This window comes from Methylobacterium sp. E-041 (assembly GCF_022829665.1).
In the GTDB taxonomy this organism is placed as follows: Bacteria; Pseudomonadota; Alphaproteobacteria; order Rhizobiales; family Beijerinckiaceae; genus Methylobacterium.
In genome coordinates this window covers 1-14,025 of record NZ_JAKSYQ010000296.1, presented here as the reverse complement: position 1 = coordinate 14,025, position 14,025 = coordinate 1, and the positions used below count along the sequence as shown (strand labels likewise).

Annotated in this window: 18 protein-coding genes; 7 read left to right on the top strand and 11 right to left on the bottom strand. The window is 62.7% G+C overall.

Annotated features, from left to right (window positions below; all coding sequences use genetic code 11):
* Positions 1 to 172 (top strand): transposase (locus MKK70_RS28045; RefSeq protein WP_243945263.1); only part of this gene is annotated, 172 nt, incomplete at its 5' end.
* A 370-nt stretch (positions 173 to 542) separates the two neighbouring features.
* On the opposite strand, the gene MKK70_RS28040 is transcribed toward MKK70_RS28045, so the two are convergent.
* The 7 genes from MKK70_RS28040 to MKK70_RS28010 form a co-directional block, all read right to left on the bottom strand.
* On the bottom strand, positions 543 to 890 hold the full coding sequence (locus tag MKK70_RS28040; protein WP_243951251.1) for a hypothetical protein: 348 nt from the start codon (positions 888 to 890) through the stop codon (positions 543 to 545).
* Positions 891 to 974: 84 nt separating this feature from the next.
* The gene (locus MKK70_RS28035; RefSeq protein WP_243951249.1) at positions 975 to 1,214 is read right to left on the bottom strand and encodes a hypothetical protein; all 240 of its coding nucleotides are present in this window, start codon (positions 1,212 to 1,214) and stop codon (positions 975 to 977) included.
* A gap of 33 nt (positions 1,215 to 1,247) precedes the next feature.
* The gene (locus MKK70_RS28030; RefSeq protein ID WP_243951247.1) at positions 1,248 to 1,679 is read right to left on the bottom strand and encodes a hypothetical protein; all 432 of its coding nucleotides are present in this window, start codon (positions 1,677 to 1,679) and stop codon (positions 1,248 to 1,250) included.
* Positions 1,680 to 2,670: 991 nt separating this feature from the next.
* The gene (locus MKK70_RS28025; RefSeq protein WP_243932058.1) at positions 2,671 to 3,261 is read right to left on the bottom strand and encodes a chemotaxis protein CheB; all 591 of its coding nucleotides are present in this window, start codon (positions 3,259 to 3,261) and stop codon (positions 2,671 to 2,673) included.
* Between the two features lie 56 nt (positions 3,262 to 3,317).
* Positions 3,318 to 3,551: a hypothetical protein gene (locus MKK70_RS28020; protein WP_243951245.1), complete on the bottom strand. Its 234-nt coding sequence runs from the start codon at positions 3,549 to 3,551 to the stop codon at positions 3,318 to 3,320.
* A 156-nt stretch (positions 3,552 to 3,707) separates the two neighbouring features.
* Positions 3,708 to 4,265 carry a chemotaxis protein CheB gene (locus MKK70_RS28015; RefSeq protein ID WP_243932056.1) on the bottom strand — a complete coding sequence of 186 codons (558 nt, stop codon included), beginning with the start codon at positions 4,263 to 4,265 and terminating at the stop codon, positions 3,708 to 3,710.
* A gap of 64 nt (positions 4,266 to 4,329) precedes the next feature.
* Positions 4,330 to 4,620, bottom strand: coding sequence for an HU family DNA-binding protein (locus MKK70_RS28010; RefSeq protein WP_243932055.1), 291 nt, complete (start codon positions 4,618 to 4,620; stop codon positions 4,330 to 4,332).
* Between the two features lie 1,179 nt (positions 4,621 to 5,799).
* Here MKK70_RS28010 and MKK70_RS28000 point away from each other — a divergent pair.
* A complete protein-coding gene (locus MKK70_RS28000) occupies positions 5,800 to 6,915 on the top strand; it encodes a potassium channel family protein (protein ID WP_243932054.1) in 1,116 nt (371 codons plus the stop codon).
* 11 nt (positions 6,916 to 6,926) lie between these two features.
* Here MKK70_RS28000 and MKK70_RS27995 read toward each other — a convergent pair whose 3' ends face one another.
* Complete coding sequence (locus MKK70_RS27995) at positions 6,927 to 8,207, bottom strand: cation:proton antiporter (protein WP_243951243.1); 1,281 nt, start codon at positions 8,205 to 8,207, stop codon at positions 6,927 to 6,929.
* A gap of 137 nt (positions 8,208 to 8,344) precedes the next feature.
* On the opposite strand from MKK70_RS27995, the gene MKK70_RS27990 reads away from it, so the two are divergent.
* Entirely contained in the window at positions 8,345 to 8,602 is a 258-nt protein-coding gene (locus MKK70_RS27990; RefSeq protein ID WP_243951241.1) for a hypothetical protein, read from the top strand.
* A gap of 280 nt (positions 8,603 to 8,882) precedes the next feature.
* Here MKK70_RS27990 and MKK70_RS27985 read toward each other — a convergent pair whose 3' ends face one another.
* Positions 8,883 to 9,047, bottom strand: coding sequence for a hypothetical protein (locus tag MKK70_RS27985; protein ID WP_313898919.1), 165 nt, complete (start codon positions 9,045 to 9,047; stop codon positions 8,883 to 8,885).
* Between the two features lie 313 nt (positions 9,048 to 9,360).
* On the opposite strand from MKK70_RS27985, the gene MKK70_RS27980 reads away from it, so the two are divergent.
* Together MKK70_RS27980 and MKK70_RS27975 are read left to right on the top strand one after the other, a co-directional pair.
* Complete coding sequence (locus MKK70_RS27980; RefSeq protein WP_243936180.1) at positions 9,361 to 9,624, top strand: hypothetical protein; 264 nt, start codon at positions 9,361 to 9,363, stop codon at positions 9,622 to 9,624.
* A 464-nt stretch (positions 9,625 to 10,088) separates the two neighbouring features.
* Positions 10,089 to 10,343, top strand: coding sequence for a hypothetical protein (locus MKK70_RS27975; protein WP_243951239.1), 255 nt, complete (start codon positions 10,089 to 10,091; stop codon positions 10,341 to 10,343).
* Between the two features lie 429 nt (positions 10,344 to 10,772).
* Here the strand turns inward: MKK70_RS27975 and MKK70_RS27970 are convergent, their stop codons facing one another.
* Both MKK70_RS27970 and MKK70_RS27965 read right to left on the bottom strand, forming a co-directional pair.
* A complete protein-coding gene (locus tag MKK70_RS27970) occupies positions 10,773 to 10,949 on the bottom strand; it encodes a hypothetical protein (protein WP_243936182.1) in 177 nt (58 codons plus the stop codon).
* A gap of 1,170 nt (positions 10,950 to 12,119) precedes the next feature.
* Positions 12,120 to 12,851 (bottom strand): Crp/Fnr family transcriptional regulator, encoded by a 732-nt coding sequence (locus MKK70_RS27965; protein ID WP_243951237.1) that lies wholly within the window; start codon positions 12,849 to 12,851, stop codon positions 12,120 to 12,122.
* A gap of 177 nt (positions 12,852 to 13,028) precedes the next feature.
* Here MKK70_RS27965 and MKK70_RS27960 point away from each other — a divergent pair, with 177 nt between their 5' ends.
* Positions 13,029 to 13,793 (top strand): Crp/Fnr family transcriptional regulator, encoded by a 765-nt coding sequence (locus MKK70_RS27960; protein ID WP_243951235.1) that lies wholly within the window; start codon positions 13,029 to 13,031, stop codon positions 13,791 to 13,793.
* A gap of 2 nt (positions 13,794 to 13,795) precedes the next feature.
* The coding region (locus MKK70_RS27955; RefSeq protein WP_243951234.1) for a hypothetical protein at positions 13,796 to 14,025 on the top strand (230 nt) is incomplete at its 3' end.

The following is a 14,025-nucleotide window of genomic DNA, read 5'->3' as shown; positions in this document are numbered from 1 at the left end:
GGTCGGCTTTGCCGTGCACCCGCGCCGATGGGTGGTCGAACGCTTCTTCGGCTGGATCAGCCGCAACCGCCGCCTTTGGAAAGACCCGGAGGCGACCCTCGCCTCGGCCCAAGCCTTCCTCTACGCCGCCGCCGTCATGATCCTCGTCCGAAGGCTCGGCCGAGCGTCATGACTTATCGGACGGACTCTGATTTATTCAACATCACGTCTCTCCACCCTCGAGAGCGCGCGAGGGACCGCGTCGGCTGCTCGGATAAGAGGTTAAAGAAATCTTAATGGCTTTCGCCTAAATTTGATTGTTTTCAGATACTTACAACGAAAAAGGCGCGCCGGGTTAGGGCGCGCCAGAGTCCTTGGGATTGGTCCACGGGATGAACCGGAGAGAAGCTTATCAAGTGGCTCAAGACGCATACGCTCAATTGATAGGCTCGGTCAGAAATGCCGCATGCCTACCTGTGAACCCGCTGTGAGCTTGGGCATGTAGGCCGAGGCGCCTCTCCGCTTTGTGGTGTCTGCTGCATTGAGAGTGAGGGCAGTAGGCATCAGCGCCCACCTTCCGCCACCATGTCGAGAAGCATTGCGCCGGCCGCTGCCACGACGTTGCCATGCCCGCCCCAGGCCATCAGCTCGGGCGCGAGGTCTACGGGGCGAAACCGCGGAACCGGGCTGACGATCACGACCGGCAACCCGGTCTCCAGCGCCTCGGTCTCCCGGTCCTTGTCGTTTCGACGCAGGCATACGACCTGACTACCGTGGTGGTTCCCGGGAGCCGCAAGCGAGGACTCCGCGTCGTCGCCATCCTCGGCATCCGCATCCCCATCCATACGGTCGAGGATGGCGAGCAAGCTATCCGCGGTGTCCAAGGCGGTCTGCGCCGCTTCCTCGATCATGCGCCGGGTCTCGGCCGGCGAGGGGGCCGGCGGGGTTTGCGCCTAAGGGGTGCGCGGCCGGAAGGTCAGGACATCACCCATCGGTCAGGTCTCCGCGGAGTTCGCAGAGGTTGCCCGGCCGGCGAGAGCCGCCGTGGAGGCGGCGACCAGGAAGCGGCTGGTCATGACGCCGAGCAGATTTACCCACCCCTCGAAGCTCGTTCTTGCTATGTCGACCGCACTAAGAAGCACGGCCGGCGCGTCGCCGTCTTTCTCCGCGATCTCCTCAATGAAGAAGACCGCCTCGGCCTTCGACATCCGCAGCATGTGGTCGCCGACGTGCATCGCTAAGGCGTGCTCGCCGAACGCCTCCGACCATTAGCGTGGGGACTGGACCGGCTCTTCGAGGGTGTAGGCTTCGAACTCCTCGGCCGCGGAGCTTTCGATGGTTGCCGGCATATCCTTCGCGTCCGCGCCCTCCCTGTGCTCGACAGCGTTCGGCGCAGCATTCTGCTCCGGGAGCGCCCCCGGATAAACCAGCCCGCCCATCGTGATCGCCTCCCGCAGGATGACGCGCAGGAGCCGGAAGTCGGAGGTAGCGTGGCTCTTGGCGGGATAGAACCTGTCGAGATCTTCGAGCGAGAGACAAGCGTTGCCGGCAAGGTCGCGGAGCCCGGCGGACGGCTCATGGATCGCCCGTTCGAACGTGGCATCGAGGCGATCCTGCTCGGCGTCCCCCCTCCTCCTCGCTGAGGCCGCCGGGGGTTGCATCCCAAGCCTGCCGACGACGGACCTGCTCGACGCAGGCATCCGCGAGGCTGTACGGAGGCCCCGTGGCGTCGGTCATGGGTGCGCGTGGCGACGCCGCGTCTCACTGAGGCAAAAATCTGGTTCGGCCTGGACGAGGCCCGAGAGCGCAATGCGCGGGGTCGGCTCTATTGGGGGCCACAGGATCTCGGCGACCAGTTGCACCTCACCAAGGCCGAACGCGAGGCGCTAGGGATCACGAAGGCCCGGCCGCGAGGAATGACGGCCAAAACGTTCGCGGCCTACCAGCGAGCGCAGAAGACCGCCGCCAAGAAGGCCCGTAGACAAGCGGCTGGCGCGACCGCCCGTGAGCAGTCCGACGCTCAGACAAAACCTTGGGAGGCCCTCAGTATCAGCCGCCGGAAGTTCTACCGAAACCGTCAAGCGGAGCTTAAAATCGGTCGTGGCACTAATTCGTGTTCAGCCGGTACGAAGTACCGTATAGCTGCCACGGACCAGTGCACCAAGAGATCCGACCGCTTCCGGGTCCAGCGAGAACCGCCCGCCCGAGACACAGCGTCGGCGCTGACGGGCCTACGCCCGGAGCCAGGACGAGGGCGGTCCCGCCCGGTCGAGCCGTCCCGCTGCCGCTACCGATGGCCGGAGTTTCCGAGCAACGCGACATGCTCGACGGGCTGGGCGAGTGGCGACAGGTTGGGGCGCCCCTCATTGCCTACGAAGGCGGTCCCCTACCACCCGAGCTTGCCCGAGCCGTCCGAGAGGCGTTGCGCGTTCGGACTATGACCCAGGGGGCGTTGGCGAGGCAGGTTGGCGTCAGCCGCCCGCAGATCGTGAACGTGTTGCAGGGGCGGTTCGGTCTGAGCCGGAGCGCGGCGGCGAACCTTATGCAATGGCTGGCCGCGGCGTGAGAAACCCAGGATAACCGACGGCAGGCACGGTGCTCGCAAGCCGGGCTCAGGACCGGTTCGCTGGTGAGATGGACGAAGCACCCGTCGCCCCGTGATCAGATCGGGGGACGGGCCTGCTCCTACAGTCATTCGTGTCGGACCGCTTTCTCGATGGCAGCTGCGATGTCGTGGAGGCTGCCGATCACGTCGATTGGACCGTCGTAAGCGATCGCGTTCTCCGGCATGCCGGGTCCCGGCTGGTCGTTCGGCGTCAACACCATCGTCAAGCCACCCGCGGCGTGGATGGCGGCGAGACCGCGTGAGCCGTCATCCAGGGAGCCGGATAGGATCACGCCGATCATCCTGTGCCCGCCATGTGCAGCGACCGAACAGAAGAGCAGGTCCACCGTGCGGTTGCCGTGCAGGCGATGCGGATCGTCTACGATCTCGCCGAAGCTCCTGGCCGCGAGTGTGAGATGATCGGCCGGTTCGCCGATATAGGCCACCCCCGGCTCGAAGCGCTCGCCCTGCGCCGCAATGACGATCGGCAGGTTCGATCCGCGCGCCAGCACCTCGCGGAGATGGCTGAGCCGGTCCCACGGCCTATGGAGGACGATCAGGACAACAGCCGCCAGGGAAGGCAGCAACGTCTGGAGTAGGGCCTTGATGTCGGAAAGGCCCTCGGCGCCTGAAGCACCAACGGCGACGAACCAGGGCGTGACGCTCTTGGCCTTCATCCGCGGAGGGTAGCACAAGGATCGCCCGCTCACGGCCAATCAGAGATGCCTATGAGCTAATATGCGTCTGAGAGCATATCGATATGGCCGATGAAGCGGACACCATCCCAGAGATCGACCGCATGACCAGCGGCCATTGCCTGAGCCAAGTCTGAAGCCTCTAGGTCGTCGTTCGCCACCAGACTGACGAGCCGGGCGATGTTTCCTGCCGCGTCGATTAAGAATGCGCGAAAACAGGGTGGCAAGTTCATCTCGGCAAGATTGCCGGGGCCGTTCGAGAGATCCGCCATGAAGCCGCCTTTGGACGAGGCGGGAGCTTGCTGGCTCTCTGTCGGTAGCGCCTGGGACTGCCAGCCACCGATGCACTATGGGCTACCGCCCATTGAGCGAATTACCTAATTGCGGGAGCCTATAAGGCGGCGGATCATTGAAGCAGTTGCGCTGCTTCATCCCTGCGCCAACGCCGCCACGCGAGCGGCGATCTCTGCGACCGGCAGGCTGGCGTCAGGATGATCAGCCATGAGCGCTGCCCAGGGCATCGAGGGCTGCTCGGCCTCCTGGGGCTTCTGGACGAGAGCCAAACCACCGCGAGCCTTAACCCTGGCGAGACCATCCGCCCCGTCGCCGTTGTAGCCGCTGAGCACGATACCGATGACGCGCTCGCTGTAGTCCTCGGCGGCTGAGATGAACAAGGGATCGGCGGCTGGACGGGTGAAGTTCACCTTGCTCCCCTGATCCAGCCAGATCGAACCAAAGCCCAACCGCATGTGCTTGTCGGGAGGGGCGACGTAGACGCGGCCAGCCTGGATAAGCTCGCCATCCTCCCCGTGTCCGATGGGCAGGTGGCTCGTCATGTTCAAGATTTCCGGCAGGATGCTGGGACGGTTGCCGGTGTGCCAGACGATGAAAACCGATGCCGAGCAGGATGCCGGTAGCGCGGCCACGATCTGTTTGATTGGGGTAAGGCCCCCAGCGGAGGCAGCGATAACGACGATGGGTCCCATGCCCCCATCAATCGCGCCACCCCAGGTTGGTTCAGCCTCAATTTGCGAATCACCGACCTATGCATCACGTAGACACTGCCGGGTTCAACCGGTCCCGCATGTCCTTGCCGGCCTTGAAGCACAACTTGGCCTTGGCCTCGACGGCAACGGGGGCCCCGGACCGCGGAGTGCGCCCTATTCGCGCTCGCGCCTCCACGATGCTGAAGGCCCCGAACCCGCGCAGCTCGACACGATCGCCGGCCGCGATGGCGTCCGCGATCCGGCCTAGGATGGCATCGACCACCTTCTCGCAATCCCTCGCGTAGAGTTGCAGGTTCGCGTCGGCGAGGCGCTGGACCAGTTCGGATCGGATCATGGTGGCGCGGGAAGCGCATCGCGTCAGGGACTACAACCCCGCCGTCTGACATTCCCGACGTTGACTTAACCGTGCCTGCCGGCCGACATGCCAAGTCCGGCTATGGCGCGCCCTGTGGCGAGTCGTGAACCGGCATTAGGAGAGATCGCCGCGAGATAGACCCTGAAAAGCCAACAGCCCCTTCCCGGCAAGGAAGAGGCTGCTGAATACTTGGGGCCTGGTGAGGCTGGAGTGAATACCCCCCACAAGCCATGACCTCCCTCGGGCGTCAAGACGGAACGTGTTTCCGTCAACGGGAAGGCTTTGCCTGGACCCTGCCGCGGCCCGTGAGGGACCGTGAACCATGAACTATACCTATGAGATCCGCCGACAGGCGGAGACAGCTCCGCGCGCCGCGTTGCCGGCCGTCGCATCCGCGCTGTGGAAAGCGTTCGGAGAGGGACACCTGTCGGAGGCTGAGGCTGAGGCGTTGTCCGGGCTAATCGAAGCCCGGCAATTGACCGAGCGTCCCACGGAGTTGCACCAGCGTTCCACAGATACCCCCAGGAAGGCCGTAGGCTCCCGACCGCGCAACGGATGCCTCGATGGCCCGCCGTCGCCGCTGGGCAGCCTCTGGGAGGCTTCCACCGGCTATCGCTGCTTAGTTTACCCTGGCGGAGCAGGCGGTGCTGGCTGTTATCACGGTGGAGGTCGTGAAGCGGGGGGACTGCCGTCTAGCCCTGGATCACCTAGCCGCATTAGCGGGTGTGAGCCGTGCGACCGTCCGCAACGCGATCTGACAAGCCATGGTGCTCGGCTTCGTGACCGTTGAGGAACGACGCCTCGCCCGCTTCCGCAACGACATCAACATCGTTTGCATCGTGTCGCGGGAATGGACCGCTTGGCTACGGCTCGCCCGCAAAGGGGGTAACGAAACGCTACCCTCTTCCTCTAAAGAGGGAGGGCGTAAATCCGTGAGCGGCACGAATACTCCTGTTTCCTACCCTGTGAATTCAGAGGGTTGGAGGCCGCATAAGGGCTGTCGAATGGTAGAGGGTGACATTGCTGTCATAGCCTCACCGGGCATGCAACAAGGACGTTGCCGAGCATGAGCTATCCGAAGCCAACTCGCGGCGGTCGATTTGGCGAACAACGGGTTGAGATCGGACTGTTGGTGCGAGATCGAAGGTAGCCAATCTGATGGCGCGTCAGCTTCGGTCTCAGACCAGCCCTCTGCGGTTCCGCCGCAGCGTCGTACGGGACCTGCGCAACCGGATCCGCTTCGCACTCGTCGGTTTGCTGATCCTCATCGGCCTGCACGCTGCGGCGATGGTAGCCTTCGAGGGTCTTGATCTCGGTGAGGCGGTATGGCTGACCTTCACCACCATCACCACCACCGGCTATGGTGATCTGTCTGCCAAAACTTTGGCCGGGCGTGCCTCCACCATCGTGCTGATCTACCTCTCGGGCATCTTCCTGCTCACCCAGGCAGGCGGTGCCTTCTTCGAGTTCAGGATCCTGCGGCGCGAGCGCAAGCGCCGAGGCGAGTGGAGGTGGGATATGCGCGACCACATCGTCTTCGTGAATGCGCCCGCCGACGAGCCCGGCGACTACCTACGCCGTCTCCTCAACCAGCTGCATCGCTCGCACGCCAATTTTGCCAACGTATCCTCGCTGATCCTGACCGAGGCCTTCCCCGACGGTCTGCCGCCGGACCTCGAAGACGACCCGCGCATCGTCCAGCTCAAGGGACGCTTCGACGATCCTGCCGCGCTGGAGGCCGCGGGCGTCGATCATGCACAGGTGTTGGTCATCCTGGCCGAGCAGGAAGGCGACCGGCTTTCGGACAGTCGTACCTTCGATATCATTCATCGCCTGCGCGAGCGGGGGATTACGGCGCGGATCGTCGCCGAATGCGTGGACGATCTGAACCGTGATCGACTGAAGCGAGCGGGTGCCTCCGCCATCGTCCGGCCGCTACGCGGCTACCCGGAGATGATCGTCCGCGCCATCGTTGCACCGGGGACGGAGTGGATCGTCGAACGCCTGTTCTCCAGCGAGGGCGACGAGTGCCTGCGCTTCGACGTCACGCTGCAAGGGATGGCATGGTCCGACGTGGTCTCGACCGTGCTCGAAGCGAACTACGGGACACCGGTCGGGTACGCCGATGCTCAGGGACAGCCTCACAGCAATCCGCCACCGCATGCCGTGGTTACCGCTGAAGCCTTGTTCGTGCTGGTCGATGAGACACAGCGGCCCACTAATGCCGCACTCCGGAACCTGCTCGACACCCGCCTTGCTCGAACGAAGGCGTGAGGACCTATCGATCAGAGGATCCGCGGCTCCAGGGGGATTTCAAGCTGGCCACTCTCGGTGTCGCGTCCGCTGCGATGGTCGAGGAAGCGGAGAATTGGTGTGACGGTGATCCCGTGCATGACGATGGACACCAGCACGGCGAGGCCAACCGTGGCCCAGAGCAGGTCAGGCGCCTCGAAAGGCGCATGACCGAAGGCGTAGGCAAGGTAGTACACCGTCCCGAGCCCGCGGATGCCGAAGAAGGCGATCACCGCCTTCTCGTCGGTAGGCAGGCCCGATCCGGCCAAGCCGATCCACCCCGATAGCGGGCGAACGATGAGCAGGGCCAACGCCACGAATGCTGCAGCAGGCCACGTCAGCCCGGCGAGCAGGCCGCCGCCCGAAAGCGCGAAACCGAACCCGACGAGCAGGACCATCATCAGGAGGCGTTCGAGTTCCTCGGCGTAATCGTGCATCTTGCGATGGTAGTCGTGCCCGCGGCTGGAGGAGCGCAGCGCCAGGGCCGCAGCGAACACCCCGACGAAACCGTATCCGTCCACGGCCTGGACGATGCCGTAGGCGAGGCAGGTGACGCCAAGCGCCACGAACCCGTCGCCGGTGCGCGACAGCTTCGAGACGTTGGGCAGGTGGAAGGTCAGCCAGCCAAGACCCCGACCGACAAGAGCCCCTAGGATCGCCCCGACGGCGACCTTCCAGAGGACGTCGATGGCAATCCAATGCGAGAGGGACAGTCCGGCGACGCCGCCGCTGGTCAGGGCGATGGCGAGGTTGACGAAGGGGAAGGCGAGGCCATCGTTGAGGCCAGCTTCGGACGTGAGGGCGAAGCGCATCTCGTCCTCCTTGCCTTCCGAGGGATGTCCGACCTGGACGTCGGAGGCAAGCACCGGGTCTGTTGGAGCGAGCGATGCAGCGATCAGCAAGGCGGAGGCAATCCCAAGCCCGAGGAGCGCGGAGGCGAGCGCGGCCAGGGTGATGATGGTGAGTGGCATCGCAAAGCCGAGGAGCCGCCATGTCGTTGCCCAGCGCTCCCAGCCGATCAGTCGGTCGATCTTCAGGCCCGCACCCATCAGGGAAATGACGACCACCGCCTCGGTGGCGTGCTCGACCAGCTTGAGGTGCTCGCCCGGGTGTGGCGTCAGCCCCGCGAGAAACGGGACGAAGGCCAGCACGGCACCGACACCGACGCAGCAGATGGGCAGCGAGAGCGGTAGCGCTCTTAGCACCATCGGCAGCCACGCCGTCAGTAGGACCAGGGCACCGAACCCGGCGACAACGAGGACGTAGGTTTCCATTGAATGGCGAACCCGGCCCAACCGTCTGTGTTCCTGCCCCTCGGTTCCTACGAGGCCGGTACCATCGATAGGTCTAACCGAGCGGATGGTGGGTTTACGACGGCGCCAGCCTTCGTTCCATCAAAAGCCGAAGACGGATGGCCAAGCCGGTGTTAGCGATGGCCATGAGTGGTGAACCTACGACCCTGATCCTGGCGCTCGCAACAGAGAACGCCGAGCTACGAGCCCAGCTCGCTGAGGCACAAGAACACCTGGTCGAGACCGCGGTCGATGCTGGGGAGATGCACGCTCGGCTTGAGAAGGTGCAGGCGGAGTTGGCCAAGGTGCAAGCCGAGCTCGATACGTGGCGAGCTGAAGCTGAGCGACGACCGGGCCTCATGCTGCGAAGTGGCTGACGGTCTGCTACACACTAGGCCTCTCGACGCTTGCGCGCCGGCGGCGGTCGCGAACGTCGACAGGTAGCTCAGCACAGAGAGCACGTGATGACAGGCCGGTGAGGGCCAGTTCCCTGCACCGTACCCGTGAAGCCTCGGGCCGGGTGATCGCGTGAAGGTCGGTGCTGCGGGGAACAGGAACCGCCAGCATCGGCTTATGGCCTGTGCTTTGTCATCCTACTGTAGCCGGTGCGGATCGGCGTTTGCCCTGATCCAGCGTGGCGATAGGATGTCGCCGTCCTCAGTGATGATCCAGGGCTGCGCGTCGTCGCGCCTGGATGCTTTCGGCCGCAGCCACAAGGGCTTCGCGCAGTGTGGAGAACGCCTGCCCGCGTGCAATCTGAGCCGGCGCGCCGGACGGCCAGACAGTCAGCTCGGCACGCTTATCGAGGTCGGCGAGTACCATGCTCATGCTCCGGTTCATTGCAGAAGCGGAGATGTTTACCGCTGCACCATGATCGGCATGTGGTAATCTGGTTACTGAACCGTGTCGCTGCCGTCACGGGGGTGTGAAGACGAGTTTGCTTCTACAATGAAATGGCGGTTTTTGTGCCGATCAGCCTGTCCACCACGGACGCGCGACCACGCGACAGCGCCTGAACCATGTTTCTGATGCCACATCGACAAGTACCCTATTTTGTCCTGTCACACCACCTCCCTCGGGTGGCGAGCAAGCCAAAAACTGCTTCATGATAGATGCAAGGGCGAAGGAGACGCCGATGAATCTGTCAGATTTCAGGATTGGATCAGAGTTCACATGTTCCGGCCGGCGCTACCGCTGCACCGACATCGGCACACGCACGGTGCTCGCGATCCAGGTGGATGAAGCGACGATCGCCAGCAAAGAGCCTGGCAAGCCGGTCACGACTCGGCTGGTATCCCGACAGGAGGCTGAAGCGATCGGATGGTTCACAGGTCCGCCGTACAGCGTGATCGAACATGTGTTCGACGAAGAGGACCAGGATCTATGTGAACCAGTCTGAGGCCGGCAAGGCTGCGATCATCGACGGCGTTCCAGGCGATCGCTGGCCCGGGGCTCATATTCAGCCAACACCGTAAGCTCGATGCATCATGGGAGGGGTTACACTCTTTCCGCCTAACGCAGGACGATCCGAAGTGCCCGATCTGGCAGGTATGGGCAGCGGCATCCAGTGTGTGTAGTCGTTCCATGACCACCCCCGGTCATCTTCCGGGTGGACGCCCTTGCCACGCATGTCGGCGCGGATGATGTGCATTTCGAATTGAGCGGGGGCCTTCTCGATCCATAGGCCAGCAACGAACCGTTGCCCGTCCCGAGGTGCGCTTTTCATACCCTGCCAGCTCACAATTTCCCCCAACCTCTCCTGTGCCCGCAGGATCAACGAGCTATTGACGGCGAAGGTCCGCAGCGTCTCGTTATCAGCGGTAGCTACGGTTTTGCTCGGCAAGCGTTTGAGGAACACCAACGGTGACGTACACCCTCCACCGGCTTGCACCCGGTAGTTATGACCTTGCGCTCGATGGGAAAATCGTCGGTAGCCTCGTTCGAAACATCACCGCGGGCGGCGGCGTAAGCGAGTGGCAGGCCGAGCTGCTCGACGCCGTTCCCTCGGATCAACGACCGCCTCCTTTTGAAAGCGTGACACATGGCTTTAGGTCGCTGGAGGCGGCGATCGCGTGGTTGGGAGGGGCGATAGTCAGCGAAGCAGTCGATAACGGCTAGCGAAGCCGTACGGCAAGCTAGCAGCAACCCTGGCAGAGCGATGCGAGGCGGTCAGTAGGGTGGTCAGAACTGATGCCGTAAATGGTTGATGCCTGCTTCATAGCTGGCCAATCGGCGCTTGGTGGGCGTTCATTTCCGCTGCTGCGTTTCAGCTCGCGCCTTATCGAAGGCCTCGTGCCCCGTAGCTCCTTCGTCATTGCCCGGCGCCTCAATATCACTGGGCTCCGTAGCGCCGGGCGACAATGAACCCTGCGACCTACCGGGCGCGGGGAGATCTTCGCAGGATCGCTCGCCAGGCGGCGTTTCAGCGGGATCGGTCTCGGACCGCTTTGGGTCGATCATAGTCGAGACGCTCCCTATCGGTACGACAGCCCCTACAGTCTGATGGTAGTGGGTATCCAAATCGACTGAGCGATCACAGGGATGGCTTTAGATCATCACCACCTCGACGGCCAATCCGCCGCTGCTAACGGTCTGCGGGATGTCGGAGTGATCATAGTACCCCGCCTCGTGCGCCATCGCGTCGAGGGCTGCGATCTCATCCGTGGCCGAGCCGGTCCAAAGGATGGCTCCGGTCGCACGCTGCCTGACCTGAAACACCTTCATCGCACCCCTCCGGACTCGCCGAGAGAACAAGCGCGGCGGTGACGAACCGTTCCGTGATTTGTCCATAAGAACGTTCATTTATGGCGAATAGCATCACAATCCTAAGTTTATAAAAATCGCAATCGGCCTTCTGATATGCCGCAGGAACATTGGCTTGCTGGAGCTGTTGGGCTAGATAGTCCAATAAAAACGGTATTCTATTATGCTTCGCTTCTCATTCATTGGCAGAGCCGGTTTGGCCGTTTGCGCCGTGCTGATGCTAGCGCCAGGAGCGTCCGCCCAGACAAAGCCCGGTGAGATCAAGGGTATCGACGCAATGGGGGATAAGAATCGAAGCGCTCAGGACGGTTGGAGCCAAGCCCCGGTGCCTCGGGAAGGGTCAGCGTCGAAGGATGCTGCCGACCCTGGTGGTAACTCGACTGCGGAAAACAAGACCCGGCCTGTTCCTTCTGCGGCTACGAATTACGCTCCTGGCAAAGATCCTCAGGCGCCAGCGGAACAGCAGTCCTCTGGCCCTTCCAGAATGGACCTTGTCGAGCCCGCCAAGTGAGTTCCGGCAAAAATATACGATTACCGGGGGCATTAAGGTAACGCCCTTGCCAATCAGCGGCTGACACCCGATCGCCCATACTCCCCTGTTACTCCTAGTCAGCCGCTGATCGGGTAGCCGAGGGCGCGAGGAACGAGGATAGAGCTGTCGAGCCGACCTTGACCTTCTTGGGGTCACGCCTGGCATACCAGCTGAACGTGCTGCACTGCGAAATCGTTGCGTGCTTTGGCGTGTTACCTTTTTGCTTTTCAGGCCGCCTCGGCGGGCTCCGCATCGTGCAACGACGGCACGTAGGCGCACCACTGGCAGATGCCCATATCTGCCGCCCGTCTGTCATTCCGCTGTGAGCAGTGCGGGCACGCCCTGCGTAGCAGTTTGAAGCCGGTCAAGCCCCCCTTGACCGCGTCCCCGGAATATAATCTTGCCTTCAGGCAGCACTCTTGGCCTAGCGTATGCTGACATGCGGTCTCGAAATAGAGGCGAATTGCTTGTCATACAACCAGAGGCCGAAGCCGACTACTGAGCGCGAAAGGGGGTGCGGTATGCGTATCTTGCATCATTTGATTAGTCGATTGCGGCAGCGCTTGACGCAGCCCGACCTAGCTCTTTGAAAAGGTCGATCAGACTGTTGGGGTCGACGTTGTAGGCCCGAGAAGCCGATCGTAATCGGCTTCCGGCATTCCGTAGCAAGCGCCCGCTTGAGCAAGCAGGTACTCGCGGTCCTTGATGGTGATGGTCCCACGCTTCGTTGCGATGACCCCGGCCCGTTCCAGAACCGCCATCGCCTCGCTGACGCCGGTACGGTTAACGCCGAGCATCAACGAAAGGAAGCGGTGGGTCGTCGACAGGTCATTACCCTCAGCCCGATCGTGGCACATCAGCAGCCAGCGGGCGAGACGAGCTGCAAGCGCGTAGCGTGCGTTGGCTAGTGCTGTTCCTGCCATTTGCGCGGTGACAGTTTGCACATAGCGAAGTAACCGTTCACCCAAGGCCGAAGATCGGGGCAGGATCTCGTAGAAACTCGAAGCAGATAATGCCCAGGCCAAACCTGTATTCTGCACCCGGCCATCATAGGGGGCTTGATCGGAGCCAAGCAGCAGCGGAATCCCGACGAGGCCCTCGCAGCCAACGAGCCCAATCTCAGCCTGTTCGCCATCGGGGGCTTGCGCAACCAGCGAGACGATGCCGCGTTCAATAAAATACAGGCTGGTGATTGGGGTATCCGTCTGGATCAACACGTCGCCCACAGCGAGCTTTTTTGGGGCGAGCCGGCCCCGAAGCAGATCGAAGTCGGATGGTGGTAGTTCGGCGAGCAAACGATTGCGGCACGAGGCCTGTTCAAGCTGTGTCACGGGCCGTCCCGAGAAGGGCGGGGGCACGAACCCTCAGCCGAATGCGCCCGAAAGATTGCAAACGATGCGCGGCTTCTAGGGAAAACACGGACGTTAGGCAAATTTCTCATCAAATGACGATTTGAAATGTCGGAAATCCGACGTAGGGTCGTTGCGGTCGAACCCTCCCGAGGTGTGATGCAGCAGGTACTGCCCCGGAAGCTGGAAGGCTTCGAGGACCTATCGGATGACGATCGCCGGGCCCTGGATGGCTTGGCGCCACGCATCCGGCAGGTCGCTGCACGGGTCGATTTGGTCCGAGAAGGCGACGAACCCGAGAACGTCCATCTGATCCTTGATGGCCTCGCTTGCCGCTACAAGGTGCTCCCGGGCGGTAAACGCCAGATCATGGCGCTTATGGTTCCAGGGGACTTCTGCGACCTCAACGTGTTCATCCTCGACCAGATGGACCACAACATTGCTACGATCTCCGCATGCCATGTCGTCGACATCCCGCGTCGGGCAATCGAGGAGATTACCCAGGCCCATCCGCAGATCACGCGGGCCTTTTGGTGGTGCGGTCTCGTCGATGAGGCGGTGCTGCGCGAGTGGCTGGTCAACCTTGGTGGTCGTGCCCCGGAGCGTCGTATCGCTCACTTCCTCTGCGAAATGTTGGTTCGACTCGATGCGGTTGGGAAGGTCACGAATGACAGCTACGCCTTCCCATTTACGCAGGTGGAGCTTGCAGATGCGATGGGGTTGTCCGCCGTTCACGTACACCGTACGCTTCGCGAGCTGCGTGATCTCGGGCTGATCACGATCAAACGGCGGGTTCTGACGATCCATGATGTCGAGCAGCTCAAGTCGTTCAGTGGCTTTACGCCGAACTACCTCCACCTCAAGAACACTCGTTGGGGCGCACGCCGGAGCGAGCCGTGGTTGAACCAGCTACGGGAAAGTTAGTCATGGATGCGCACGACAACGTCGAGACGTTGCTCGTGCTGCAGCCGATCTTGGTTGACACGGGCAGCCCGGATCGGGAAGGGCGTCTGGTCCTGGCAAACGGCCTGCTGATCGCCGTGCTGGTGCGCCTTGATACCCCCGAGCACGAGGTGGGCCCGGGCTGGTTCGTGGAGGCGGCCTTCGGACGGCTCGTTGGTATCTCAGCGCCGATCTTCGCCACGCTGGAGGAGGC

Coding starts and splice junctions, on each gene's coding strand:
- MKK70_RS28040 (WP_243951251.1), bottom strand. CDS start 890: ATGATCGAGGAAGCGGCGCAGACCGCCTTGGACACCGCGGATAGCTTG.
- MKK70_RS28035 (WP_243951249.1), bottom strand. CDS start 1,214: ATGCACGTCGGCGACCACATGCTGCGGATGTCGAAGGCCGAGGCGGTC.
- MKK70_RS28030 (WP_243951247.1), bottom strand. CDS start 1,679: ATGCCTGCGTCGAGCAGGTCCGTCGTCGGCAGGCTTGGGATGCAACCC.
- MKK70_RS28025 (WP_243932058.1), bottom strand. CDS start 3,261: ATGAAGGCCAAGAGCGTCACGCCCTGGTTCGTCGCCGTTGGTGCTTCA.
- MKK70_RS28020 (WP_243951245.1), bottom strand. CDS start 3,551: ATGGCGGATCTCTCGAACGGCCCCGGCAATCTTGCCGAGATGAACTTG.
- MKK70_RS28015 (WP_243932056.1), bottom strand. CDS start 4,265: ATGGGACCCATCGTCGTTATCGCTGCCTCCGCTGGGGGCCTTACCCCA.
- MKK70_RS28010 (WP_243932055.1), bottom strand. CDS start 4,620: ATGATCCGATCCGAACTGGTCCAGCGCCTCGCCGACGCGAACCTGCAA.
- MKK70_RS28000 (WP_243932054.1), top strand. CDS start 5,800: ATGGCGCGTCAGCTTCGGTCTCAGACCAGCCCTCTGCGGTTCCGCCGC.
- MKK70_RS27995 (WP_243951243.1), bottom strand. CDS start 8,207: ATGGAAACCTACGTCCTCGTTGTCGCCGGGTTCGGTGCCCTGGTCCTA.
- MKK70_RS27990 (WP_243951241.1), top strand. CDS start 8,345: ATGGCCAAGCCGGTGTTAGCGATGGCCATGAGTGGTGAACCTACGACC.
- MKK70_RS27985 (WP_313898919.1), bottom strand. CDS start 9,047: ATGGTACTCGCCGACCTCGATAAGCGTGCCGAGCTGACTGTCTGGCCG.
- MKK70_RS27980 (WP_243936180.1), top strand. CDS start 9,361: ATGAATCTGTCAGATTTCAGGATTGGATCAGAGTTCACATGTTCCGGC.
- MKK70_RS27970 (WP_243936182.1), bottom strand. CDS start 10,949: ATGAAGGTGTTTCAGGTCAGGCAGCGTGCGACCGGAGCCATCCTTTGG.
- MKK70_RS27960 (WP_243951235.1), top strand. CDS start 13,029: ATGCAGCAGGTACTGCCCCGGAAGCTGGAAGGCTTCGAGGACCTATCG.